At 70.2% G+C, this 23579-nt stretch carries 19 protein-coding genes and 2 pseudogenes; 4 read left to right on the top strand and 17 right to left on the bottom strand.

All coding sequences use genetic code 11. The features are described 5' to 3' along the window. The 5 genes from EES42_RS23530 to EES42_RS23510 form a co-directional block, all read right to left on the bottom strand. The coding region (locus EES42_RS23530; RefSeq protein ID WP_164495298.1) for a serine/threonine-protein kinase at positions 1–985 on the bottom strand (985 nt) is incomplete at its 3' end. An 85-nt stretch (positions 986–1070) separates the two neighbouring features. Next, positions 1071–2321 (bottom strand): MFS transporter, encoded by a 1251-nt coding sequence (locus EES42_RS23525; protein WP_266792827.1) that lies wholly within the window; start codon positions 2319–2321, stop codon positions 1071–1073. Between the two features lie 49 nt (positions 2322–2370). Further along, on the bottom strand, positions 2371–2832 hold the full coding sequence (locus EES42_RS23520) for a hypothetical protein (protein WP_206433553.1): 462 nt from the start codon (positions 2830–2832) through the stop codon (positions 2371–2373). 182 nt (positions 2833–3014) lie between these two features. Then, the gene (locus EES42_RS23515; protein ID WP_124720245.1) at positions 3015–4487 is read right to left on the bottom strand and encodes an NAD(P)/FAD-dependent oxidoreductase; all 1473 of its coding nucleotides are present in this window, start codon (positions 4485–4487) and stop codon (positions 3015–3017) included. Between the two features lie 101 nt (positions 4488–4588). After that, positions 4589–5194 carry a TetR/AcrR family transcriptional regulator gene (locus EES42_RS23510; protein WP_124720244.1) on the bottom strand — a complete coding sequence of 202 codons (606 nt, stop codon included), beginning with the start codon at positions 5192–5194 and terminating at the stop codon, positions 4589–4591. A 183-nt stretch (positions 5195–5377) separates the two neighbouring features. Between EES42_RS23510 and EES42_RS23505 the strand changes: the two genes are divergently transcribed. Continuing rightward, positions 5378–6793, top strand: coding sequence for a purine-cytosine permease family protein (locus tag EES42_RS23505; RefSeq protein ID WP_124720243.1), 1416 nt, complete (start codon positions 5378–5380; stop codon positions 6791–6793). A gap of 133 nt (positions 6794–6926) precedes the next feature. Beyond that, positions 6927–8579 carry an amidohydrolase gene (locus tag EES42_RS23500; RefSeq protein ID WP_124720242.1) on the top strand — a complete coding sequence of 551 codons (1653 nt, stop codon included), beginning with the start codon at positions 6927–6929 and terminating at the stop codon, positions 8577–8579. A gap of 130 nt (positions 8580–8709) precedes the next feature. On the opposite strand, the gene EES42_RS23495 is transcribed toward EES42_RS23500, so the two are convergent. The 5 genes from EES42_RS23495 to EES42_RS23475 all read right to left on the bottom strand — a co-directional run bounded on the left by EES42_RS23495 (position 8710) and on the right by EES42_RS23475 (position 15234). Further along, positions 8710–10782: a discoidin domain-containing protein gene (locus EES42_RS23495; protein WP_124720241.1), complete on the bottom strand. Its 2073-nt coding sequence runs from the start codon at positions 10780–10782 to the stop codon at positions 8710–8712. A 42-nt stretch (positions 10783–10824) separates the two neighbouring features. Next, positions 10825–11691, bottom strand: coding sequence for a carbohydrate ABC transporter permease (locus tag EES42_RS23490; RefSeq protein WP_124720240.1), 867 nt, complete (start codon positions 11689–11691; stop codon positions 10825–10827). Beyond that, positions 11688–12647, bottom strand: a complete 960-nt coding sequence (locus EES42_RS23485; RefSeq protein ID WP_124720239.1) for a carbohydrate ABC transporter permease — start codon at positions 12645–12647, stop codon at positions 11688–11690. The genes EES42_RS23490 and EES42_RS23485 overlap by 4 nt, the downstream gene beginning before the upstream one ends. Before the next feature lie 4 nt (positions 12648–12651). Further along, the gene (locus EES42_RS23480) at positions 12652–13896 is read right to left on the bottom strand and encodes an ABC transporter substrate-binding protein (protein WP_124720238.1); all 1245 of its coding nucleotides are present in this window, start codon (positions 13894–13896) and stop codon (positions 12652–12654) included. A gap of 87 nt (positions 13897–13983) precedes the next feature. Continuing rightward, complete coding sequence (locus tag EES42_RS23475; protein ID WP_124720237.1) at positions 13984–15234, bottom strand: Gfo/Idh/MocA family protein; 1251 nt, start codon at positions 15232–15234, stop codon at positions 13984–13986. 79 nt (positions 15235–15313) lie between these two features. Between EES42_RS23475 and EES42_RS23470 the strand changes: the two genes are divergently transcribed. Next, positions 15314–16465 carry an ROK family transcriptional regulator gene (locus EES42_RS23470; protein ID WP_241196557.1) on the top strand — a complete coding sequence of 384 codons (1152 nt, stop codon included), beginning with the start codon at positions 15314–15316 and terminating at the stop codon, positions 16463–16465. A 150-nt stretch (positions 16466–16615) separates the two neighbouring features. Here EES42_RS23470 and EES42_RS23465 read toward each other — a convergent pair whose 3' ends face one another. From EES42_RS23465 to EES42_RS23450, 4 genes are all read right to left on the bottom strand, one after another. Then, a complete protein-coding gene (locus EES42_RS23465) occupies positions 16616–18097 on the bottom strand; it encodes an amidase (RefSeq protein WP_241196556.1) in 1482 nt (493 codons plus the stop codon). 94 nt (positions 18098–18191) lie between these two features. Continuing rightward, positions 18192–18746 (bottom strand): GNAT family N-acetyltransferase, encoded by a 555-nt coding sequence (locus EES42_RS23460; RefSeq protein WP_241196555.1) that lies wholly within the window; start codon positions 18744–18746, stop codon positions 18192–18194. A 175-nt stretch (positions 18747–18921) separates the two neighbouring features. After that, positions 18922–19578, bottom strand: coding sequence for a class I SAM-dependent methyltransferase (locus EES42_RS23455; protein ID WP_124720234.1), 657 nt, complete (start codon positions 19576–19578; stop codon positions 18922–18924). A 122-nt stretch (positions 19579–19700) separates the two neighbouring features. Further along, positions 19701–20639, bottom strand: a complete 939-nt coding sequence (locus EES42_RS23450; RefSeq protein WP_124720233.1) for an RNA polymerase sigma-70 factor — start codon at positions 20637–20639, stop codon at positions 19701–19703. 174 nt (positions 20640–20813) lie between these two features. Between EES42_RS23450 and EES42_RS23445 the strand changes: the two genes are divergently transcribed. Continuing rightward, positions 20814–21299 (top strand): carboxymuconolactone decarboxylase family protein, encoded by a 486-nt coding sequence (locus EES42_RS23445; RefSeq protein ID WP_124720232.1) that lies wholly within the window; start codon positions 20814–20816, stop codon positions 21297–21299. Positions 21300–21439: 140 nt separating this feature from the next. Here the strand turns inward: EES42_RS23445 and EES42_RS23440 are convergent, their stop codons facing one another. The 3 genes and pseudogenes from EES42_RS23440 to EES42_RS46335 form a co-directional block, all read right to left on the bottom strand. Next, a complete protein-coding gene (locus tag EES42_RS23440; protein WP_124720231.1) occupies positions 21440–22885 on the bottom strand; it encodes a glyceraldehyde-3-phosphate dehydrogenase in 1446 nt (481 codons plus the stop codon). An 86-nt stretch (positions 22886–22971) separates the two neighbouring features. Next, a pseudogene (locus EES42_RS23435) lies at positions 22972–23261 on the bottom strand (MFS transporter); the annotation flags it as partial. After that, a pseudogene (locus tag EES42_RS46335) lies at positions 23249–23406 on the bottom strand (AraC family transcriptional regulator); the annotation flags it as partial. The pseudogenes EES42_RS23435 and EES42_RS46335, both read right to left, overlap by 13 nt. Positions 23407–23579 lie beyond the last annotated feature (173 nt).

The following is a 23579-nucleotide window of genomic DNA, read 5'->3' as shown; positions in this document are numbered from 1 at the left end:
CGGTGGGAGCGTAGGCCGCGGGCGGGGCGGCTGCCGGGGGCGGCGGGGTCTGGACCGGGGCCGGGGCCGCCGTGCGTACCGTGATGTCGGCGGAGACCGGGGCGGGCAGCCAGTCCTCGGGGCGGCGCAGCACCGTCTCCGCGTTCGCGGACTGGCAGAGCGCGATGACCTCGGCGATCGACGGCCTGGCGGCCGGGTCCTTGGCGAGGCACCGGCTGACCAGCTCCATCAGCCGTTCCGGGACGCCGCTGAGGTCGGGCTCCTCGTGGACGATCCGGTACAGGACGCCGTGCGAGGTCCCCTCGCCGAACGCCGGGGATCCGGTCGCCGCGTACGCCGCCACCTGGCCCAGCGCGAAGACGTCGGTGGCCGGGGTCACCCTGCGCCCGGCCGCCTGTTCCGGCGCCATGAACGAGGGTGTGCCGATGGTGACACCGCTGCCGGTGAGCGAGGTCGCGTCGGCCGCGTGGGCGATGCCGAAGTCGATGACTCGGGGGCCGTCGGCGGCGAGCAGTACGTTGGACGGCTTGAGGTCACGGTGGACGATGCCGGCGCCGTGGATGACGTGCAGTGCCTCGGCCATGCCCGCGATCAGCAGCACCACCGTCTCGACCGGCAGCGCCCCGTGTGCGACGACCGCGTCGGCGAGCGAGGGGCCCGGCACGTACGCGGTGGCCAGCCACGGGTGGGCGGCGTCGGTGGCGGCGTCGATCACCGGTGCGGTGAACAGGCCCTGCACGCGCTGCGCCGACTTGACTTCCTGGGCGAACCGGCGGCGGAATTCGGCGTCCTCGCCGAACTCGGGCCGGATCACCTTGATGGCCACCGGCCGCCCGCCGGGCGTGTACGACAGGTACACCTTGCCCATGCCGCCCGCGCCGAGCTTGGCGGCGAGCCGGTATCCGGCGATGGTGGTCGGGTCGTCTCCCCCGAGCGGTTGGAAGACCTGGGAGGCCCTTCCCGGGTCCGGCTGCTGACCACTCATCACTAACGTCTCCCACGCAGAACGTCGATATCGGAACGGCACCCTATACAAGTCCGGGCCATCGGCGCCCGTTCCGGCCAGGTACTCAGGACCGGGAGGACGTCGTGGGCGGTGGGCCCGGTTGCGGATTCGGCTCACGGGGCAGTCTGCGGGCCGCGTAGGTGCCCGCACCCGCCGCCAGCAACGTCACGCAGCCCGCGAAGATCAGTCCCGCCTGGCGCAGCCCGAGCCAGGTGGCCAGGGCGCCGACGCCGACCACCGGCACCGAGATCCCGCCGTAGGCGACGACGAAGAACGCCGAGATGGTGCCGCCGCGATGCTGCGCCGGGGCCGCGTCGCTGATCAGGGTGAGCGCGGCACGGAAGGCCAGCCCCTGACCGGTGCCGCCGCACAGGGCTCCGAGGACGAGCAGCAGCAGGGATTCGGCGATCAGTGACGAAGCCACCAGCAGCAGGCCGACGACGAGGATGCCGCAGCCGACCGGGAGTGCGAGGCGGGCGCCGATCCGCCGGGACAAGGACTGTCCGGCGGTCGAGGCGAGGAACACGGAGAAGACCACGGCGCCCGAGACCGCCAGATTGCGCACACCCAGCGTGTGCGAGGCGAAGCTCGGCGCGACCGCGGTGAACAGGCCGAGAAGCGCGAAACCGGCGAAGGCCGCCAGCGATGCGGGCAGGAAGACCCCCCTCACTTCGGCGGGCACGGACAGCCCCTGCGGCCTCAGGCGGGGCCGGCGCTTCGGCTCGGCGACGGTCTCCGGCAGGAACCAGGTGATCCCGCAGGCCAGGGCCACCAGACCCAGATGGACCCAGAACGGCAGGGTCAGCGGCCAGGGCGTGTACTGCGCGAGGATCCCCGAGAGCAGCGGGCCGCAGCCCAGACCGCCCATGTTCGCCGCGGTGGCGGCGAACCCCGCACGCGCCCGCTGCCCGGGCGCCGCCAGTTCGATCACGGCCGCCGTCGCCGCGCCGCTCAGCAGACCGGCGGCGCAGCCGGACAGCAGCCGTCCCGCGAAGAGCAGCGGCAGACCGCCTTCCAGCAGGAAACACCCGGCACTCGCCGCCGAAAGCCCCAGGGCGCACAGGAGCACGGGTCTTCGGCCGGTCTCGTCGGAGTAGTTCCCCGCCACCAGCAGCACCGTGATGACGGCGACGGCGTAGACGGCGAAGACGACCGTCACCATGAGCTCGGAGAACCCGAGCTGTTCCTGGTAGAGCCCGTACAGCGGGGTGGGGAGGGTGGTCCCGGCCATTCCGATGGCGAATACCAGGGCGGCGGCCACGTAGCCCGGCCGCCATGTGCCGTCGGCGTCCCGTGTGCATTCGCGATCACTCACGCACATCACCTCGTGGCCGGTGCTCCGGCGCGGCCGCGTCCGGGAGGGGTCAGTCCCAGAGCTCGTGCGTCACGACGCGCTCGGTGTATGCCGGCCTGCCGTCGGTGTAGACGAGCTGCATCCGGGTGAACTGCCGCAGACCGGAATCGGTCTTCCAGGTCTCCGGGCGGTCCAGCCGGACGATGACGGGGTAGGTGTGGAACTTGCCGGCCGCGCAGTAGGGATCGCAGTCGTTCACCGCGTCAAGTGCCTTGCCCGCGGCGGACGTCGGCCCCCAGTGGGACCATTGGATGTCGATGAGGCGGTTGTTGCCGTCCCCGCAGGCGAGCAGGAAGTCGCCGGGCCGTACCTGTGGGTTCGAGAAGCAGTCGACGGCCACCACGCGAGTCGATGAGCGGGAGTCCGTGGCGGCGGGTGCTGACGCGGAAGCGGATGCCGGAACGGGGATCGCCGCCGCGAGTGCCGTGGCGGCGCACAGCATGATCGCTGTCCTGAATTTGCGTGTGTGCATGTCGGCTCCTCGGCTGCCTGATGTCGGGCCCGCGCCGACCGGTCCGGTCGTCGGTCGTGGCGCCCTCTTCCAGCCGTCGTCCTGAAACGACAATATGGCCACACCCAGTGATACACCACCCGTACGGGTTATAACAGTGCGAAAATGGTATGGAAAGGTGCCCCGGGCGTTTCTGCTGCCCCTCAGTCGCCGGGCCGGACGGCACGCTGGGTGCGGTCGGTGCCCTCCGTCTGCTCCACGGCGTTCTCCGTCCGGCCTATGGCCGACTCCCATTCCGCCCGGTCGGGGCCGTCGAACCGGGGTGCGAAGTCGGGGTGTTGGTCGAGCCAGTGGGCCAGCCGGGCGCGCACCTCTTCGGTGCCGTACGCCTGATCGGCGGTGAGCTGGAGGTGGCGGACCTTCGCGCGTGCGCGCATGACCAGTGGGTCGTCGAACGCGCAGGCGGCGAGCGCGGCCCGCTCGCGGGCGGCGGCGGTGGGGGGATCGGTGGACACCCGTGCGGGACCGCCGAGTTGAGCCGCGTCGGCCCGGTCCGCGGCGGCCTGGGCGTCGAACCGCAGGCGCAGGGTCTGCGACAGCCATCGGTGGTATGCGCCGGTGAACACCGCCGGATCCGAGGCGGCGCGGGCGTTCTGGGCCACCCACTGCGCCGCCTCCAGCGCCATGGCCACGCCCTGTCCCATCGTGGGATTGGTGTACGCGACCGAGTCCCCGACGCCGACGAGGCCGGTGACCACGGGCCCGTCGGCGTCGGCCGGCGTGCTCCAGCGATTGTGCAGGCCCCCCATCGTGAGCACTCCGGAGACCGGCTCGGGCTCCAGTGCCAGCCAGGCAGCGATGGCGGGAAACGTCCGGGCGACCCGCTCGAACACCGCCGGGTCCCGCAGCGCCGCGCGGGTCGGATCGGCGGTGGACACCGTCAAGGAGGCCGCGAAGATGCCGTTGTCCGACGGGAACACCCCACCGACCGCGAACGCCGAGGACGAACCCGCCTTGACGCGTCCGGCATCACGCGGCCCGTCGGGGCGCAGCCGGTACCAACGGCAGAAGTACGCGATCTCGACGCGGTGGTTCTCCACGACGGCGTCCCGGCAGCCCGCCCCGGACAGCCAGCGGGGCACCGGCGAGCGGCGGCCCCCGGCATCGAGCACCAGATCCGCATCGTGCGTTCCGGAAGCGGACCGTACCCCCGTGACCTGCGGGATGTCGCCGCACCGGTCGATGAGCAGCCCCTCGACGGGGTCCCCGAGCCGCACCTCGACGCCCGACTCGCGGTGCACCGCATCGTGCAGGGCGGCTTCCAGCACGATGCGCCGGGTCTGGATCGTCACCAGGTCCTCGTCGCCGGGGCGGGCGGGCCCGCGATCGTCGAACCACTCGAATTCGTTGCGTTCCCGGGCGCCCATGCGCAGCATCGCGCGGTACACATCCGGGACCTCGGCGCGAAGTACGGTCCGGACCGGGGCCAGGAGTCCGTGCGGCTGGACCGCCTGCGGCACGCCGGGGCGGTGCCAGTCGAAGAAGTCCCGGTCGAGATCCGGTCCCGGTCGGCGGCCGTCCCGCTCGAACAGGGTCACCGGGTGACCCCGACGCCCCAGGAACAACGCTGCGGCCAGGCCGCCGATCCCGCCACCGACAATCGCAACCCGCGTCAATGTGGTCCCCTCCACGCCGTGTTGCGAACCAACCGTATCCCAGGCCAGGGGGGCGAGCCGCCGCCGGGCCCGGGGCCCCGGCCTGATGCGGGCGGGAGAGCCTAACCCCGCTCCACCAGCCGCTCGGTCGCCGAAAGCGCCATGCGTAGCGCGCTCGCCCGGTCCGCTCCGCGCTGGCCGAGGACCACCCGCGTACTCAACCCGTCGAGCAGCGCCAGGAGTTCGGAAGCGCGGGCCGCCGTGTCGAGGTCCTCGGCGAAGCGGCCCTGCCGTACGCCCTTGGAAAGGAGTGATTCGAGGTCCTCCTGCCAGCCGCGGTCGATCTCGGCCTGGGCCTGCCGCAGCGGCTCGTTCGACGCGGTGCGCGCCCACAGTTCGATCCACAGGGTCCAGCGCGGATCGCGAGGTCCGCGGGGGAGGTACAGCTCGACGAACTGGCTCAGCTTGCGCGCGGCGCCGGCCCGGCCGGCCAGCAGTGCCCGGCGCTCATCGGCGAGCGCGCTCTCGCTCCAGCCCAGCACCTCCAGGAGCAGCCGGTCCTTGCTGCCGAAGTAGTACAGGATGTGGCCGCCGCTGGTGCCGAGGCGTTTGGCGAGTGCCGACATGGTGAGTGCGGCGAGGCCGTCCTCGGCGATGGCCGCCATCGCCTCCTCCAGCATGCGTTCCCGGGCCAGGTGCCCGTCCCGCCGTCGCGCCGTCGTTTCCACGCCGCCCCTCCTCTTCCGTGAACCCCGTGACGACCTTACGGGACACCCTCCGGGCCACCGATTTCTCCGGAGGTCTTGACGTGCCCCCGGAGACACATCTTGAATGCCGTTCTAACTTTTAGAACGGCATTCAAAGTACTTGTTCCGGTGCTCCGGAGCACGCACGGATGAGGGGCAGGCCGCATGACGCAGCAGGAGACGAGCGCGAGGGCGCCCGGCGGGACGATGGCCACCGACCAGGTCTTCCAGGTCGAGACCAACGGCATCGAGCCGGTCCCCGACGAGGACCGCCACGGCAGCGCGAAGGACCTGTTCTGGCTCTGGTTCGGCTCCAACCTCACCTTCACCTACGTCATCAACGGCGCCCTGGCCGTCGCCTTCGGGCTGTCCTTCTGGCAGGCCACCGGGGTCGTCGTCCTCGGCGGACTGGCGTTCTTCGCCATCAGCGCCGCCGGACTGAGCGGTGTACGTACCGGGACCGCGACCCTGGTGATCTCCCGCGCCCCCTTCGGTGTACGCGGCAACTGGCCCGCCGGCATGCTCAACTGGGTGGTCAGCATCGGCTACACGATCCTCAACACGGTCGTCGGCACGCTCGCCCTGGAAGCGTTCTTCGCCGATCTGGGATGGGTGTCCGGCCACACCGGGCGAGCCCTCGCCCTGCTGATCACCCTCGCGCTGACCTTCGTCGTCGCCCTCTGGGGCCACGCCACCGTCCAGTTCGCCGAGCGCTGGATCGCGTACGTCCTGGCCGTCGGATTCGCCGTGCTCCTGGTGTTCCTGCTGCCGGGCGCCGACACCGGTGGGGCGGCGGCCCACCCCGGCGCCTCCGGGTGGAGCCTGGCCTTCGTCGTGATGCTGGCCGGGCCGTTCTCGTACGTTCCGATGCCCGCCGACTACACGCGCTACCTGCCGAGGACGACCTCCATGCGGTCGCTCACCTGGTACGGAGCCCTCGGCGGCTTCGTCTCGTCGGTCGCGCTGGGCGTGGCCGGGGTGGCCGCCGCCACACAGACGGACATGACCGACGCCGTGGCGGGCACGGAGAAGCTGCTGCCGGGCTGGTTCCAGCCGCTCTTCCTCGCCCTGGTGCTCGGCGGCTCCGTCACCAACTCGATCGTCACGCTCTACTCGTCGAGCCTGAACCTCCAGGTGCTCGGCGTCCCGTGGAGCCGCTCCAAGGCCATCATCATCAGCGCTGCGGTCACCGCGGCCGGGTCCCTGTGCGCGCTCTTCCTCACCGACTTCACCAGCTCACTGCTGTCCTTCCTCTCCCTGCTGATCATCGTGTTCGCACCCTGGGGCGGTGTGTTCCTCGCGGACATGATCATGCGCCGGTGCCGCTACGACGCACCGGCACTGCACGCCGGTCCGGACGGCGCCTACTGGTACCGGTCCGGCTACCACCCCGCCGGCATGACCGCGCTGCTCGTCGGCATGGCCTTCGCCGCGCTCACCTGTGATTCCGAGCTGTGGACCGGCCCGTTGGTCGCACCGCTGGGCGGCGCCGACCTGACCCTGCTCGGCTCCGTCGTCTCGGGGCTCGTCTACTGGGCGCTCGCCCGGCGGACCGTCGCACCGCACACCGCCCTCTCCTGACCCGGCCCGACCTGCCCCTGTCCCGGATTGCCGAATCACGGCACCGCCCGCACTGCCCGCACCGCCCGTACCAATAGCACCGCTCGCACCGACAGCACTGCCCGCACCGACAGCACCACAAGGAGCACCCCACATGGCCAGCCCCGCCCGCCCCGCCCACCTCGTCCTGCGCAACGCCCGCATCCACACCGTCGACCCGGCGTTCCCCGAGGCACAGGCCATGGCCGTGGTCGACGGCCGCATCGCCTGGCTCGGCTCCGACGAGGACGCGCTCGGGTGGACGGGGCCCGACACCCAAGTGATCGATGTCGAGGGCAAGCTGGTGCTGCCGGGCTTCGTCGACGCCCACAACCATGTCCGGCTCGGCTCGGACGACGCCTGTGTCCAGCTCTCCGGCGCCGCCACCCTCGACGAGGTCCACGCCCGCATCCGTGCCTGGCACACCGCCAACCCCGACGCCGAGTGGATCGAGGCGGAGGCCTTCGACTACTCGGCCGTCCCGGACGGCCGGATGCCCACCTCCGCCGACCTCGACCCGGCCACCGGAGACGTCCCGGCCTTCGTACTCAGCTACGACGTGCACACCGCCTGGGTCAACACCGCGGGACTGCGCGCGCTCGGCATCGACCGCGACCACACCCAACTGCCGTTCGGTGTGGCCGTCACCGATCCGGTCACCGGCGAACCCACCGGATTCATCAAGGACTTCGCGGTCAAGGGCCTCTCCCGCGACGGACACCGCGCCCTCCAGGAGCTGGATCTCCCGTGGGCCTCGGCGGACCGGCAGTACGGGCGGCTGGCCAAGTCGCTGGACGACGCCATCCGCTTCGGCATCACCACGGTGGTCGAACCCCAGAATTCGCTCGACGACCTCCAGCTCTTCGACCGCGCCCGCGCCGAGGGCCGGCTCAAGTCCCGGATCGTCGCCGCCCTCTTCCACCCGCGCGGCACCACGGACGCCGACCTCGACGACTTCGCCGCCGCCGCCCACCGCTACGACGACGACCGGATCCGGGTCGGGCCGCTCAAGCTCTACATCGACGACGTGGTGGAGCCGCGGACCGCGGCCCTGCTGGAGCCCTACGCGGGCTGCGGCCGGCACCGGGGCGACACCTTCTACCCGCCCGAGGAGTTCGCCGGGCTGCTGACGAAGCTGGACGCCCGCGGCTTCCAGTGTTTCGTGCACGCGACCGGCGACCGGGGCATCCGTACCGTGCTGGACGCCGTCGAGCGGGCCCGCACCGTCAACGGGGAGCGGGACGCCCGCCACCAGGTCGTCCACGTCGAGTGCCTGGACCCCGACGACACCCCGCGGTTCGCCGCCCTCGGCGTGGTCGCGTGCATGCAGCCCCGCCACTGCGCGCCGGAGGTCGCCGGTCCGGGCAAGGACTGGGCGGAGAACGTCGGGGCCGAACGCTGGCACAAGGCGTGGCCGATGCGCAGCCTGCACAACGCCGGGGCCGTGCTCGCGCTCTCCAGCGACTGGAATGTGGCCGAGATGGACCCGATGGTCGGCATCCACACCGCGGTCACCCGTCGCCCGCTGGGCGGTGGCGAGCCGTGGATACCGCAGGAGACCATCAGTGTGGAGACCGCGGTCCACGGTTACACGATGGGATCGGCGTACGCCAACTTCCTTGAGCACGAACGGGGTTCGCTGACCGTCGGCAAGGCCGCCGACTTCGTGGTCCTCTCCCGCGACATCCTGCGCGCCGCGCCCCAGGACATCCCCGGCACTGTGGCGGAGACCGTCGTGGTCGCAGGTGTGGTCGAGCACACCGCGTGAGCGGACCCCGACGGCCTCCCGGTGTACCACGCGTCCGCGTGACCGGGAGGCCGTCGGGGTTCTTGCCGTTCATGGTGCATGGCGGGGCGGCCCGCGCGGCGGTCAGGTGCCGCACGGACCGCCCCACCGGTCAGGCGGCCCGGATCTCGTAGAGCGCGAAGTTGCCCCACTGGAGATGGGCGTCACGGACCGTCAGACGCAGCCGCTCGGTCGTGACCCGCTGGGGCAGGGTGATCGTGCGCTCCTCGACGGTCGATGTGTTGCCCGACCAGGCCAGTTGCTGTCCGGCGACCTGGGTCACCCAGGCCGAGCCGTTCCAGGTCTGCACATCGAGCTGCTTGATGCCCTGGCCGGTGGCGAAGGCGGTGTGCAGGGTGACGGTGCCGACGCTGGTCGGCTGCCGGAAGTCCACATCGATGGTGCCCGGGAAGGCGACCCCGGAGGACACACTGCTCCACGCGGTCGATGTGTTGCCGTCGACCATCCGGTAGGGGTGGCTGTTGCCGAGCGTGGCGTACGAGGTGGTGACGACCGGCCGCAGCGGAGCCCCGGTGAACTGGTGGAAGCCCCGGTCGGGTGCGGTGGCGGGGACCGCGTTGCCGAAGTAGTCCTTGACGTCCTGCGTCACCGTCGCGCCGCGTCCCCTGGCGGGGGAGTCGGCCTGGAGCTTGTAGCCCGCCGGGTCGGTGCCGACGGAGACCAGCTTCGGGTCCGCCTTGATGGCGTTGATGTCGCCGGAGGGGGCTACGGGGGTGTCGGTGCCCCAGTAGAGGTTGGAGTCGTAGACCGTGTTGTTGGCGGTGTCGTAGCCGGCCGTGGTCCGGTTGTAGAAGATGTTGTTGCGGATGTCGATTCCGCCGGCGTTGTTGTAGATGTGCACGATCTTGCCGAGCGGATAGTCGCCGGCCCCGGTGTACGGCGGGTGTACGGTCACGACCCGGCCGCTCGCGTAGATCGTGTTGTTGTAGATCGCGGTGCCCGACGTCTCGGTGGAGAGGCTGAAGACCTCGAAGCCGTCGTCCTTGCTCAGGTTGTACCGGACCACGGTGTCCTTGGTCGGCGCTCCCTTGAAGGAGACGGTGATGAAGAACCCGCCGTCGTTGTCGTGGCTGTAGTTGTACTGGACGACGCTGTGGTTGTTGTCGGCGTCCGCGTCGAAGCCGTGACCGTCGGTGCCCGGCCCGTTGAAGCCGGAGCCCGACACCTCGTTGCGCTGCACGAGCAGATCGTCGTTGCCCTGCCACCAGATGCCGACGTTGCCGCCCTTGGTGTTGAGCCGGCCGGTGGCGGCCTTGTGGACGCGGTTGCCCTCGATGACGGCGCCCCTGGTGTGCATGGGGGTGATGCCGCCGGCCGTCACGTCATGGACGTAGTTGTCACGGATCTTGACGTCGGTGCTCGGCGTCCAGGTGACGACCTCGCTGTCGGGAATGCCGGTCTCCACCGGGTACAGGCTCGTCATGCCGTTGCGCCGGGACCAGGTGGACCAGGTGATGATCCCGTACGAACGGATCTTGCTGACCTCGTTCTTCTCCAGCACCAGGTTGTCGAAGTACGTGGGCGTCGTGTTGCCGCGGATGGAGACCAGCAGCCCTGCCGAGCTGACCGTGCTGCCGCCCGGCCCGTCCACGTCATGGATGTTCAGATTGCGCAGGGTGATGTCGGACAGCTTGCCCGCGTCCTTGGCGAACAGGTTCACACCGGAGCGGGGCGTGGTGCTGTCGCTCCAGTTGGTCACCTCCAGCCCGTCGAGCGTGAAGTCGTGCACGTTGTTGAGCTTGACCGCGACATCGGTCGTGCCCGCGCCCTCGATCAGCGGCTTGGCACCACTGCCGTACGAGCCGACGAACGCGGGACTGCCGGCGGTACCCGCCCCCTGCACGTCGAGCCGGCCCTTCCACCGCTGACCGGCCTTGAACAGCAGCCGGTCACCGGGTCCGAGCGTCAACTGGCTCGCTCTGGCGAGCGACTTCCAGGCCGCCGCCTGGTTCTTGCCCGACCTGGCGTCGTCGCCGGCTTCGGCATCCACGTAGTACGTGGTGCCCGCCGCGCGCGGGTGGGGCTTCGCCGGGGCCGCCGCCTGCGCGGGCCCTGCCGCCACCGCCGAGAGCGGCAGGGCGATGGCCGCCAGGAGCGCCCCTATGAGGTGCCTCCGTGGGGTGGATGAGGTGCCTGGGATACGTGAGGTACGCAAAATACGCACGTCTCGGTCCTTCCGGGTGGATTGCCGGTCTCTGTATGTGCGTTACTTACCGATCCCCGCAGTCATGCCCTCGACGATGCGGCGGCCCAGCCAGAGGTAGAGCACGATCATGGGATAGACCAGGATCACGATTCCGGCGAACAGGGCGCCCCAGTCGGAGCTGTACTGCATGGAGCCATAGAGGCTGAGAAGGGCCGCGGGCAGCGTGCGCTCCTCAGGCGTGGGGGTGATCAACAGGGCGAGCAGGGTCTCGTTCCACAGGCCGATGACGTTGAGGATCAGCACCGTCATCACACCCGGCTTGGCCACCGGAAGCACGACCTGGACGAAGGCGCGCAGCGGACCCGCACCGTCCAGCTCGGCCGCCTCCTCGATCTCGTGGGGCAGCGAGCGCATGTAGCCGGTCAGTACGAACACGGCGAACGGGAGCGACAGCACCACCTGGAAGACCAGGAGCGTGATCCGGTTGTCCCACCAGCCGGTCACCCAGTCGATCATGAACGTGGAGACGGACAGCTTGATCACGATGATGGGGATCACGATCGTCTGCACCGGGATGCTCAGACCCATCGCGAAGTACCCGGTGAGCCGTCCGGCGGCGCGCCGGTCGGAGCGGGCCAGGACATACGCGGCGGGCGCCGACAACGCCACGATCAGCAGCGATCCGACCACCGTCAGAACGGTGCTGTTGAGCGCGGCGGCGGAGAAGCCGGCCGCCTTCCACGCCGCGGAGTAGTTGCCCCACTCGATGGTGTCCGGCAGCGCGAACGGCGAGAGCCAGACCTGCCCGGAGTCCTTGAGCGACTGGAGGCCGACCCAGGCCACCAGCGCGAGGTTGAAGACGACCCAGGCCCAGAGCGCGACGGTCGTCGCGCGCGGCACCAGAATGTCGCCGAACAGGCGCCTCATGACAGCTCCACACGTTCGCGGCGGGTGACACGCCGGGTCAATACGATGAGGATCGTCGTCACGATCAGGATGACGACGCCCATGGCGGCACCCGAACCCAGCTCGGGCACACCACCGCCGGCCACCGAGGCGTACTGCTGCACCGCCACGGTGCGTGCCTGGATCGGCGGGCTGGCCGGTGTGCCGGCCGTGGTGAAGGCGATCACGATCTCGAACACCTTCAGGCTGTTGACCACCCACAACACGGCCGACACCGCGAACACGTCCCAGGTCAGCGGCAGTGTGATGTGCCGGAACTGCTCCCACTTCGTGGCGCCGATCAGCTTGGCGTCCTCGTAGAGGTAGGGCGGGATGGAGTCGGCGGCCGACATCATCAGCGCCACGTAGAAACCCGTGCTCGACCACACCAGCCCGGCGACGATGCACTTGAACACCATGTCCGGGCCCAGCCACGGCCGCGCCTCGATGCCGACCCAGCCCAGGATCGTGTTGACCGCGCCGTCGGGATTGAGCAGGAAGCCGATGGCCACACCGACCGCGATCACCGAGATGATCATCGGCAGGAAGATCACGGACCGGATGAAGGCCCGGCCCTTGACCTGCCGCAGCACCATCATGGACAGGAAGGTGAAGGCGAAGACCAGGGCCCCGCCGCCGAAGGCCAGTACGAAGGTGTTGACGAAGGAGGTACGGAAGGCCTCGCTGCGGGCCAGCTCAAGGTAGTTGCCGAGGCCGTGCCACGTCATCGGGGAGCCGGGCCCCGCCCACTTGTTGAAGCTGACCCAGAAGCCGAACAGCGACGGCAGGACGAAGAGCGCGGAGTAGGCGATCAGTGCGGGGAGCAGGAAGGGCCAGAACGCCCGCTCGCGCGCCGGCCGTACCCGTTTACCCTTGCCCGCCTTGCCCGCGGCGGGCGGTGCCACTGCCGCGGGCGGGGTGAGTGTTGCCGTCCCCATGGGCTCAGCCCTTGCTGGCGAGGTAGTCGGCGGCCTTCTTCTTGCCCGTCTTCACGAAGGTCGCGGCGTCGATCTTGCCGGAGAGCAGCTGGTCGTCCAGGGGCAGGAAGACGTTGTTCCACCAGTTCTTGTCCGCGGCCATGTCGTCGTAGGTGCGGTGGGTGAACTTCGCCTCGGCGACGTCCTTCTGCACGCCCGCCAGGTAGCCGGGCGCGGGGACGTCCGGGCGCGCGGGGATGTTGTGAGCGTCGGTGGAGATCTTTGCCTCGTACTTCTTCTGCAGCGCGAAGGCGAGGAACTCCTTGGCCGCCTCGACGTTGTGGCCCTTGGCGTTGACGCCCCAGCCGAGCGTGCCGACCTCCACCGAGTTCTTGCCGCCGGCCGGCAGCTGGAACGAGGCGACCTCGGTCCCCTTGGCCAGCTTCGAACCGGTCTCGGCGGCCAGCCAGGTGCCGTTGAGGTTCAGGTCGTACTTGCCCTGCGCCCAGGCATCCTGCGCGGCGGGGTACTTGGTGGCCATGAAGTCCTTCTGGAAATAGCCGCCGTCGGCAAGCTCTTCCACCTTCTTCGCGGCCGCGAGCACGGCCGGCCTGTCCCAGGCGGCCGGGTCCTTGCCCAGCGCGCTGAGACTGCCGGCACCCTCGGAGCGGACCAGGGCCGAGTAGAACCAGTACGCGTTGTAGAAATTGACCGTGCCGTCCTGGCCCAGCGGGGTGCGGCCGTCCTTCTTCGCCTCGTCGAGATAGGCGATGAACTCCTTCCACGTCTTGGGAGCGAGCCCCGCGTGCTTGGACGCGTCGTACCAGACCGCGGTGGAGATAACGGTGTGGGCCATGAACCGCACATGGTCCTTGTCGGTCGACGCCTTCACCACCGATTCCGGCAGCACGTCCCGCACCTTCTTGCCCTCGCCCGGCACCTTCATGTCCAGGACGTCGTCCAGCGGCGCGGCGAGGTTCTGGGCGACGAAGGCGCCGACGCTGTCGGTGGAGGTGTCGAACAGGTCCGGGCCCTGGCCCGCGTTCATCTCGGTGGGGAGGGTGTCGGTGCCCTTGCGGCCGACGAACTTCAGGTCGACCTTGGTGCCGGTCGCCTTGGTGAAGTCGTCGGCTATCGACTTGATGAGCTTGCCCTGCGGCTCGTCGGCACCCCACGAGGAGGTGTAGACGAGTTCCTTCTCCGAGGCGGCGGAGCCGTTCTTCTTGCCGCAGGCGCCTACGCTCAGGGCGAGAGCTCCGACGGTGAGCATGACTGTCAACTTACGCACGGGGGTGTGCCTTTCGTGAGGGTGACCGGTGAGCGCGGGAGTCCGCGGGCGTGGCGCGACGGCCGGAGGTCAGTGCGGCAGGAGAGATACGACGGTGCCGGTGCGGCGAGCCTGCTCGGCCGCCCAGACGACCCGGTGCGTGGCCAGGCTCTCCGCACCGTCGGTGAGTACCAGGGAGGGATCGTTCTTGCCGATGGCATCGACGAAGGCGTCGAACAGAGCCGCGTCACCGCCGCCGTGCCCGGTGGCGGCCGTGGGATCGCCATTCGCACCGGTGTCGATGACGGTGACCTCGTCGGTCACGAAGTCGTGCACGCGCAGGACGACTCCGTCCCCGTCGATGGAGCCGCGGGTGCCGAAGATCCGGGTCTTGCGGTGCTCCAGCGCCGCGAACGCGGTGACCGTGCAGGTGGCGGAGGTGCCGTCGGCGAACTCCATGGTCACGACCTGGGTGTCGACCACATCGTTGTCACAGGTGTACGCGCACCGGCCGTACGGGCCCTCGCGCAGTGCCGCGAGCACCCCTTCCTTCGTGTGGTCGGCCGTGACCGCGGACAGCGGCCAGAACTCCTTGTCCGCGTCACCCAGGCAATCGAGGTAGATGCGCTTGGCCGAGTACGGGCAGGTGGACTCCACCGGGCACTCCACGCAGCGCTCCGCCGCACCGTCGGGCCGGTTCTCGGCCCGGAAGTGCACCAGATTGCCGAACGACGACACCCGCTCGGGCAGCGCGCCCTTGACATGGGTGATCCAGTCGAGGTCGTGGCAGGCCTTGGTCATCAGCATCGGCCCCGACCCCTCCTCGCTGCGCCAGTTGCCCCGTACGAACGAGTGGGCCTGATGCCACCAGCCGACCTGTTCCAGGTGCTGGATGTTCATCACCTCGCCGATCCGGCCCTCGGCGATGAGCTCCCTGAGCCTGATCGTGTAGGGCGTGTAGCGCATGACGTGGCAGACGGCCAGCAGGACGTCGTTGCGGTCGGCGGCCGCGGCGATGGCGGCGGCCTCCTCCTCGCTCTGCGCCATCGGCTTCTCCAGGAGCAGGTGGTAGCCGAGATCGGCCGCCCGCACCGCGGGTTCCGTGTGCATGCTGTCCTGCGTCGAGATCACCGCCGCGTCGGCCAGCCGGTCCCGGGTGAGCAGATCCCGCCAGTCGGCGAAGACGTTCTCGGCCGGTACGTCGTGCGCGGCCGCCATGCTGCGCCTGCGCTCGGGATCGGGCTCGGCCACGGCCACAACACGCGCCATGCCGCTCTCCAGAGCACGCCGCGCATAGCTCATGCCACGCAGCCCCGCGCCGATGATGGCGAGAGTGACCACAAATACCCCCTCGGACTTGCGACTTACTAATGCAACCTGTTTTTATTTCTCATGTACACAGCCTGTCAAGGGAGTGACGGTGACAATTTCCGGAGGCGACACCTCGCGGCTGCGGCGCATCAATCTGGTCACGACGCTTCGTGCCCTGCGTGGCCAGGGCCCCCTCAGCCTCACCGAGGTCACCAGACGCACAGGTCTGTCCCGGCCGACCGTGGAGAGCCTGACGGAGGAGCTGCTCGGCTCGGGATGGCTGAAGGAACTGCCACCGCAGCCGGGCCATATGGGCCGCCCTGCCAGGCTGTTCAGTTTCCACGCGACCGGCGACTACGTGCTCGGCGTCGACATCGGCTCGTACAGCATCCGGGCGGCCGTGGCCGACCTCGACGGCACCGTCGTGGCGTCCCGCACCGAGCGGGTGAGCGCGGACGCCGGGCGTTCCGTGCGCCTGGCGGCCGTGCGCGCGACGGCCGTCAAGGCGCTGGCATCGGCAGAGGTCGGCTCCGCCCAGCTCGCCACCGTCTGCGTCGGCACCACCGGCGTGGTCAGCCACGACGGCCGGGTCAAACGCTGCGTGGGTCTGCCGGAATGGGACGGTCTGGACCTCGCGGGCGAGCTGGGCGCCGACTTCGACTGCCCGGTCCTGGTGGAAAACGACTGCAATCTCGCCGCGCTCACGGAGGGCTGGATCGGCGAGGCCCAGGGCGTCGACGACGTGGCCTTCGTCCTGTCCGGGGTGCGCACCGGGGCCGGCCTGCTGATCGGCGGCCGGGTGCACCGGGGACGCGGGGGAGCGGCCGGCGAGATCGGCGCCCTGCCCCTGCTGGGCTGGCACCGGGCCACCTCGCATCTGACCGGCTATCCGAAGATGCCCGCGGACATCCTGCCCCAGGAGGCCGCCGAGTACGTCTTCGCCCAGGCCCGCACCGGCGAACCGGCCGCCCGCTGGGCCGTGGAGCAGTACGCCCACGACCTGGCCGAGGGCATCGCCGCCCTGGTCCTGGCCCTGGACCCGGAGCTCGTCGTGATCGGTGGCGGGGTGTCGCGCTCCGGTGACGTGCTGCTGGAGCCGCTGCGGCGGCACCTCGACCCGCTGTGCCTGGAGCCCCCGGCACTGGCGGTCTCCACCCTCTCCGACCAGGCCGTGGTGCTGGGCGCGGTCCGGCTCGCCCTCGACCACGTGGACGCCCGGCTGTACGACGTCGACACGATGCTGCCCGAACCGTCGTCCTGAGACTCCGCCCCCGGGCACGGTGCCCCCGAGCTCTTAACAAAAGACTCTGCATATGTGGGGCGGGGTGTCCTCGGGGGCGGGCAGTGGGCCGGGGCGAGGGAACCGGGCAGGAGTGCCCCCGCGGACTCCCGTCACGCCACGGCCGGGCGCTCAGAACACCGGTTCGAGGTGTGCCCAGGGCCGTTCGGTCTCGATCCGGGCAGCGAGGGCCAGCAGCATCCCCTCACCGCCCAGCGGGCCCACGAACTGGACGCCGAGCGGCAGGCCGTCGGGAGTGCGGTAGGTGGGGACGCTCATCGCGGGGCGGCCGGTGATGTTGGCCAGCTGGGTGTACGGGGTCGCCGCGAGGTTGGTGATCACCGCGCTCTCCCACGCCCTGGTCCCGGCCAGGGCGCCCAGCAGCCCCAGTCGCATCAGGACCCGGGCCACCGCACGCACCGGCTTGGGCGTGTCCAGCTCGCCGATCCGGACGGCGGGCCGGGCCAGGGTCGGGGTGAGGAGCAGATCGTAGCGGCTGTGGAAGGCGGCGAGCTGCCGGCTGTACGCGTTCCATCGGTCGTGGGCGGCGTAGTAGGCGGGAGCCTTCAGGGCGCGCCCGGCGGCGGCCAGCAGATGGGTGTCGAGTTCGAACGCCTCCGGCCCGGCACCGGTCGCCCGGCGGATCTCGTCCACGGTGTGGGCGAGTTGGGTGGTCCACATCGCCAGGAAGTCGAGGGCGAGCTGCCGCTGGTCGATCTCCGGCTCGGCGGGCTCGACGTCGTGGCCGAGGTGGTGGAGCAGCTCCGCGGCATCCTCGACCGCGGCGACCGCCTGCGGGTCGACCTCGGTGTCGATGGGGGAGCGGGTGGCGAAGCCGATCCGCAACTTCCGTGGCCGGCGGGCGAGTTCGGCGTACGGCAGCTCGGGGCGCGCGTGCAGGAACGGTCCGGCCGGGTCCGCTCGCGAGGTCAGCACGTCCAGCATGGCCGCGCTGTCGCGGACGCTGCGCGAGACGACACCGTCGGTGGCGGCGCCGTGGAGGTGCTCGGCGACGGTCGGACCGGCCGGGACGAGTCCGCGCCCCGGCTTCAGGCCGAAAAGGCCGCAGCACGCGGCCGGAATACGGATCGATCCGCCGCCGTCGTTGGCGCCGGCCACCGGCACGATGCCCGCCGCCACGGCCGCCGCCGACCCCCCGGACGAACCACCGGGCGTGCGGCCGAGGTCCCAGGGGTTGCGGGTGGGTCCGTTCGCCTCCGGCTCGGTGACACCCTTCACCCCGAACTCCGGTGTGTTGGTCTTGCCGAAGATCACCAGTCCGGCGCCCAGCCAGCGGTCGACCACCTCGCTGTGCCGCTCGACGGGGTGGTGCCGAAGCGCCCGGTTCCCGCTGCCGGTCGGCAGCCCGGCGTAGTCCTGCGACAGGTCCTTGATCAGGAACGGAACTCCGGCGAACGGCCCGCTCAGCGACTCCTTCGCCCGGGCGCGGGCGATCTCGTGCATCGGCCGCACGATCGCGTTGAGTCTGCCGTCCACGGTCTCCGCGCGGGAGATGGCGACATCGAGCAGCTCGTCGGGCGAGACCTCGCGCCGGGCGACCAACTCGGCCAGGCCCACCGCGTCATGGGCTCTGTACTCGGTGTACTGCATCATCAAGACCTCCATGCCTTCGCCGTCGGTGCCCGCCTCCGGGCGCGTGCTTCCACCTCTCACCCCGTGCCGCGGGCCGGGTGACGTGCGGACGCTCTCACAGCGCGTTCTCGGCGTCACCCCTGATGCGGGCGTGCAGATGCTGGTCGTGCCATCCGTCCGCGTGCAGCAGTGCGCCACGCATGACGCCTTCGAAGGCGTACCCGGCCTTGAGCGCCACCCGGCAGGAGGCAGGGTTGGCCACCGAGTGGCACAGCCGCAGGCGGTGCAGTCCCAGGTCCTCCAGGGCCCAGCGGCCGACGCGTCGCACGGCCTCCACCGCGACCCCACCGCCACGGGCGGCCGGGAGGAGCCAGTAGATGATCTCGGCACTGCCGCCCGCCAGATCGATGCCGTTCAATCCGATGAGCCCCGTGGCCTCGCCGCCCGGCCGGGCGATCGCCCAGATCGCCCCCGTCTCGGCCCGCCAGCGCCCGTGCATGCGCTCGATCCGCTCGCGGGCGTCCCGCTCCGACTCCACGACCAGAAGGTTCCACTGACGAATCGCAGGATCCCGGCCGGCGGCAACCAGCACATCGGCGTCGTCCCGGGTCCAGGGCCGCAACTCCAGGCCGTTGGGCAGGTCGAGTACCGGTTGGCCGTCCTGAGCCATCCGACCTGCGGGAACGACAGGGGAGACAGGCGTACTGGAGATCATCCGGGCATCGTGCCACAGGCCCCGGACGCGCGATATCCGGTGGGTGCCACAACTCCGGGGCGAACGCGCCGGATCCGCACCCCAGGGGGCTTCATCAGGTTCCTCGGCCGGACCGTGGCGCGCCGACTGCTCAGCGCCGGTGCCAGACGAGCGTGTAGCGCCAGAACAGTCGCCGGCGCAGCCGCACGCCGGGCAGCGCGTGGCGGGCGTCGCGCACGATGTCCGCGAAGGTCATGGTCGCCGGCCGGGTCGGGGCGGTCATCGATGTCGGGCGCGGTGACCTGCGGCCCCTGTTCTTGATCAGTGCCATGGCGACATTCGACGGAACGGCGACGGCGTCGATCAGCCGGTCGGTCCGGGACCGCGGACGGTAGAGACCTACGACGACCAGGGTTCCGCCGGGCGCCAGGTGCTGTCGGAAGCGCGCGAGGGCCTCGCTGAACGGCAGGTGATGGACGGTGGCGACACACGTGATGACGTCGTAGGGGCCAGGGGGCATGTCCGTCAGTACGTCTCCGACGGTGAACGTCACCGGGGCTGCCGGAGCCGTGAGCTCCCGTGCGCGGGCGACGATGGTGGGGTCGACGTCGATGCCGTGCACCGCTCCGGCACGTGAGGCCAGGAGCCTGGCAAGGTCACCGCTGCCGGATCCGACGTCCAGGGCGCTGTCGAAGCGTCTCGGGAGCCGGCGCAGGATCTGCCGGTGGTAGTGGGCGTTGTGGTCCCAGGGGTGGGTGGCATGGAACTGCTCAAGAGCTCGAAGGACGCGGGGCATCAGTGTGGCCATGGCGTGAGTCAATCAGAGCCGGTCGTCCGCGAGACCACCATCGGGCGACCGCGGGCGCCGCTCACCCTGGCCGCCCGGCAGACCCTGATCCGTGCGGCACGGACACAAGGGCTGTACCGCGATCAGCGGCGCAGGGTGGTCTCCCGCTCCATGTACGACAGCTTCTCGGGGTTGCGCACGGCGTAGACCGCGGAGACCAGGCCATCGGTGATGCGCATCGTCATGACGGTGTCGACTGCGCCGTCGAGCCGGACGATCAGCGCCGGGTGGGCGTTGACCTGCGCAGGCAGCAGCGAGACGTCGGGGACCCTGCCCAGCCCGGTGGCCAGCAGACGGGCCACCTTGTCGGCCCCCACGACGGGGCGCAGGACGGCCTGCCTGACTCCGCCGCCGTCGCCGAGCAGGACGACGTCCGGCGCGAGGATGTCGAGCAGGCCCTGCAGATCGCCCGTCTCGGTCGCCCGCCGGAACGCATCGAGCGCGTCCCGGGTCTCGGCCGGGGAGACGACCCCACGCGGCCGTCGCGCGGCGACGTGGGCCCTTGCCCGGTGGGCGATCTGGCGGACCGCGGCCGGGCTCTTGTCGACGGCCTCGGCGATCTCGTCGTACTCGACGTCGAACACCTCGCGCAGCACGAACACCGCCCGCTCGGCCGGCGCGAGGGTCTCCAGCACGAGCAGCATCGCCGTCGAGACGCTGTCCGCGAGCTCGACGTCCTCGGCCACATCCGGCGCGGTCAGCAGTGGTTCGGGCAGCCAGGAGCCGACGTAGGACTCCTTGCGGCGGCCGAGCGTACGCAGTCGGCTCAGCGCCTGGCGCGTGGCGATCCGGACCAGGAAGGCGCGCTGGTTCCGCACCGTGCCGAGATCGACACCCGCCCACCGCAGCCAGGTCTCCTGCAGCACGTCCTCCGCGTCGGCGGCCGAGCCGAGCATCTCGTAGGCGACGGTGAACAAAAGGCTGCGGTGGGCGATGAACGCCCCGGTGGCGGGATCCGCGTGCACGCCGTCCGCGACCTGCCCGGCCGTGTCCACTGTGCGCTCGATGTGCTCGCTCTTCACCGGCTGCTCCTGCCTCTTCGCTCTCGACGGTGCCACGCGCACAAGACGCCGGTCCGCAGCGTTCTGTGACACCCACGGGCAGTGGCACACGTCACACGACGGGGCCTGTCACAACGGGCGGGACGGCGGCGTCTCGTGTTCGTCGAGTGCAACACCACGAGTGAGGACGAAGCCATGGACGCCCGATTCAACCTGTTCGAGAACGAGATCGCCGCCAAGTTCGCCAAGCGGTTCGCCAACGCCGGCCTGGTGATCCAGCAGTCGTCGCTCCCGCATTCCACCCAGGAGCTGGTGTCGCTGCGCGCCAGTCAGATCAACGGCTGCGGCTGGTGCATCGACATGCACACCAAGGAGGCCGCGGCGGCAGGGGAGAGTGCGGTCCGGCTCAACCTGGTCGCGGCCTGGCGCGAGTCCACCGTGTTCACCGAGGCCGAACGGGCCGCGCTGGCGCTCGCCGAAGAGGGCACCAGGCTCGCGGACGCCCAGGAAGGCGTGTCCGACGAGACCTGGGCCGAGGTGCGCAAGCACCACGACGACGACCAGGTCGCGGCGTTGGTCGTCCTGGTCGCCCTGATCAACGCGGCCAACCGGCTCGCCGTGATCGTGCACCAGAAGGGTGGTTCCTACGAGGCCGGAATGTTCGCCGGCTCGTTCGGCTGACCGGCGGACGGCGGCAGGGGAGGAGCCCTGTCCGCCGGGTGGCCCAGCAGTGCGAAGGGCGCCCGATGAGCAGTTGCTCATCGGGCGCCCTTCACCGTGCGACCGGCACCGCGGTCCCTCCGGGCAGTGATCCGTCGGGATCAGACCGCCGGGGCCGGGTACGTCGGGTACTCCACGCCGGAGACGTGCTGCACGACCCGGATGACCTGGCACGAGTAGCCGAACTCGTTGTCGTACCAGAGGTAGAGGATCGCGTTGTCGCCGTCGACCTTGGTGGCGCCCGCATCGACGATCGAGGCGTGGCGCGAGCCCATGAAGTCGCTCGACACCGCGTCGGGCGCGGTGGTGAAGTCGATCTGGCGCTTGAGCGGCGACGTCAGTGACACATTGCGGAGGTAGTCGAGAACCTCGTCGCGGTTGGTCTCGCGCCCGAGCCGCAGGCTGAGGATCGCGATCGAGACGTCAGGCACCGGGACCCGGATCGAGCTGCCGGTGATCGGCGCCTTGAGCTCGGGCAGCGCCTTGGCGACGGCGGACGCGGCGCCGGTCTCGGTGATGACCATGTTCAGCGGCGCGGAACGGCCCCGGCGGTCGGCCTTGTGGTAGTTGTCCAGCAGGTTCTGGTCGTTGGTGAACGAGTGGACGGTCTCCACGTGGCCACGCAGGACGCCGTACTCGTCCGCCATCGCCTTCAGCGGCGGCACGATCGCGTTGGTGGTGCAGGACGCGCAGGACAGGATCTGCTCGTCCGGCTTGATCGTGTCGTGGTTGACGCCGTGCACGATGTTGGGGACGTCGCCCTTGCCCGGCGCGGTCAGGACGACCTTGTCGATACCGGGGCGCAGGTGCTTCGACAGGCCCTCGCGGTCGCGCCACTTGCCGGTGTTGTCGATGAGGATGGCGTCCTTGATGCCGTACGCCGTGTAGTCGACCTCGGACGGATCGTTGGCGTAGATCACCTTGATCTCGTTGCCGTTGGCGACGATGGTGCTCTTCGCCTCGTCGACGGTGATCGTGCCCTGGAACTGGCCGTGGATCGAGTCGCGGCGCAGCAGCGAGGCACGCTTGACGATGTCCTGGTCACCGCCCTGACGGACGACGATGGCGCGGAGCCGCAGCCCGTTGCCGGAGCCTGCCTTCTCGATCAGCAGCCGGGCGACGAGACGGCCGATGCGGCCGAATCCGTACAGCACGACATCGCGTCCGTCACCGCGCTCGATCTTGTTGGCACCCGTGGCGCCGGCGACGGCCTCGGCGGTGAACTCCTCGACCGGGAGACCGCGGTCGTCGGCCGCGTAGGTCGCGGCGAGCATGCCGATGTCGATCTGCGAAGGGCCGAGGTCGAGCGTGGTGAGGGCCTGGAGGAACGGCAGCGTGTCGGTGACCGAGAGTTCCTCACCGGCGATCTGGCGGGCGAATCGGTGGGTCTTCAGGATGCTGACCACCGACTTGTTCACCAAGGAGCGGCTGTGGAGCAGGACCGTTACGTCCCGCTCCCGGTGCAGTTTCCCGATGACCGGGATCATCGACTCCGCGATCTCCTCGCGGTTCTTCCAGCTGGTGAACGAGTCGTCATTGACAGTCACAGGTTTATCTTTCGAGCTAGGCGGCGCTCATATGGTAACCCCTCGCTACTTTGATCATTCAAACGGGCCACCGGGGACGGGGATCGTCAGGCCGTTCTGCGTACGGTGCCGGCCGGGGCGCCGGGGTCGTCGTCGCCCGGCACCGGGGTGCCGAGATGCTTCGGTGTGGCCGGCTCGGGCGGGCCGCGATACAGCAGCCGGCTCAGGGCGGGCATCAGGATCAGCGGGGTGAGCGCCGTCTGCAGGGAGGTGGCGTCGGCGACGCTTCCGATGGGAGGGCCGGCCAGGCCACCGACGCTGACGGTCAGTCGAGGGTGATCCCGCCGGCGGTGCCGACACGTGAGGGCAAGTAGTCCTGGGTCAGGGTGACGTGAAGGTGCCCGCGTCGGTGGTGACCGCGAGGACGCCGGATCCCGCGCAGACGACCTGATGGTTGTCGTGGTGGTGTGCGTCGATGCGTTCTCCGGGGCCATCGCCTGTGTGCGGGTGGGCGCCTCGGGGGAGTGGCGGATGTCCGGCATGCACGTGGACGCCGGCGGACGGATGCCTGCCGGGGCCCTCGAAATGGTGCTGTGGATGTGATGCCACCCATAGGGGCCACGTCACATCCTAGGCCGGGTAGTAGGAGCGGGTCCCGTCCGAACAGTACGGAAACTGCCCAGATCATCTCATTTCGGACATTGCTCCGTATTGG

Source organism: Streptomyces sp. ADI95-17 (assembly GCF_003846175.1).
Lineage (GTDB): Bacteria > Actinomycetota > Actinomycetes > Streptomycetales > Streptomycetaceae > Streptomyces > Streptomyces sanglieri.
Note: the sequence above shows the minus strand (reverse complement) of the source record. Positions and strands in the feature narration are given on the sequence as shown.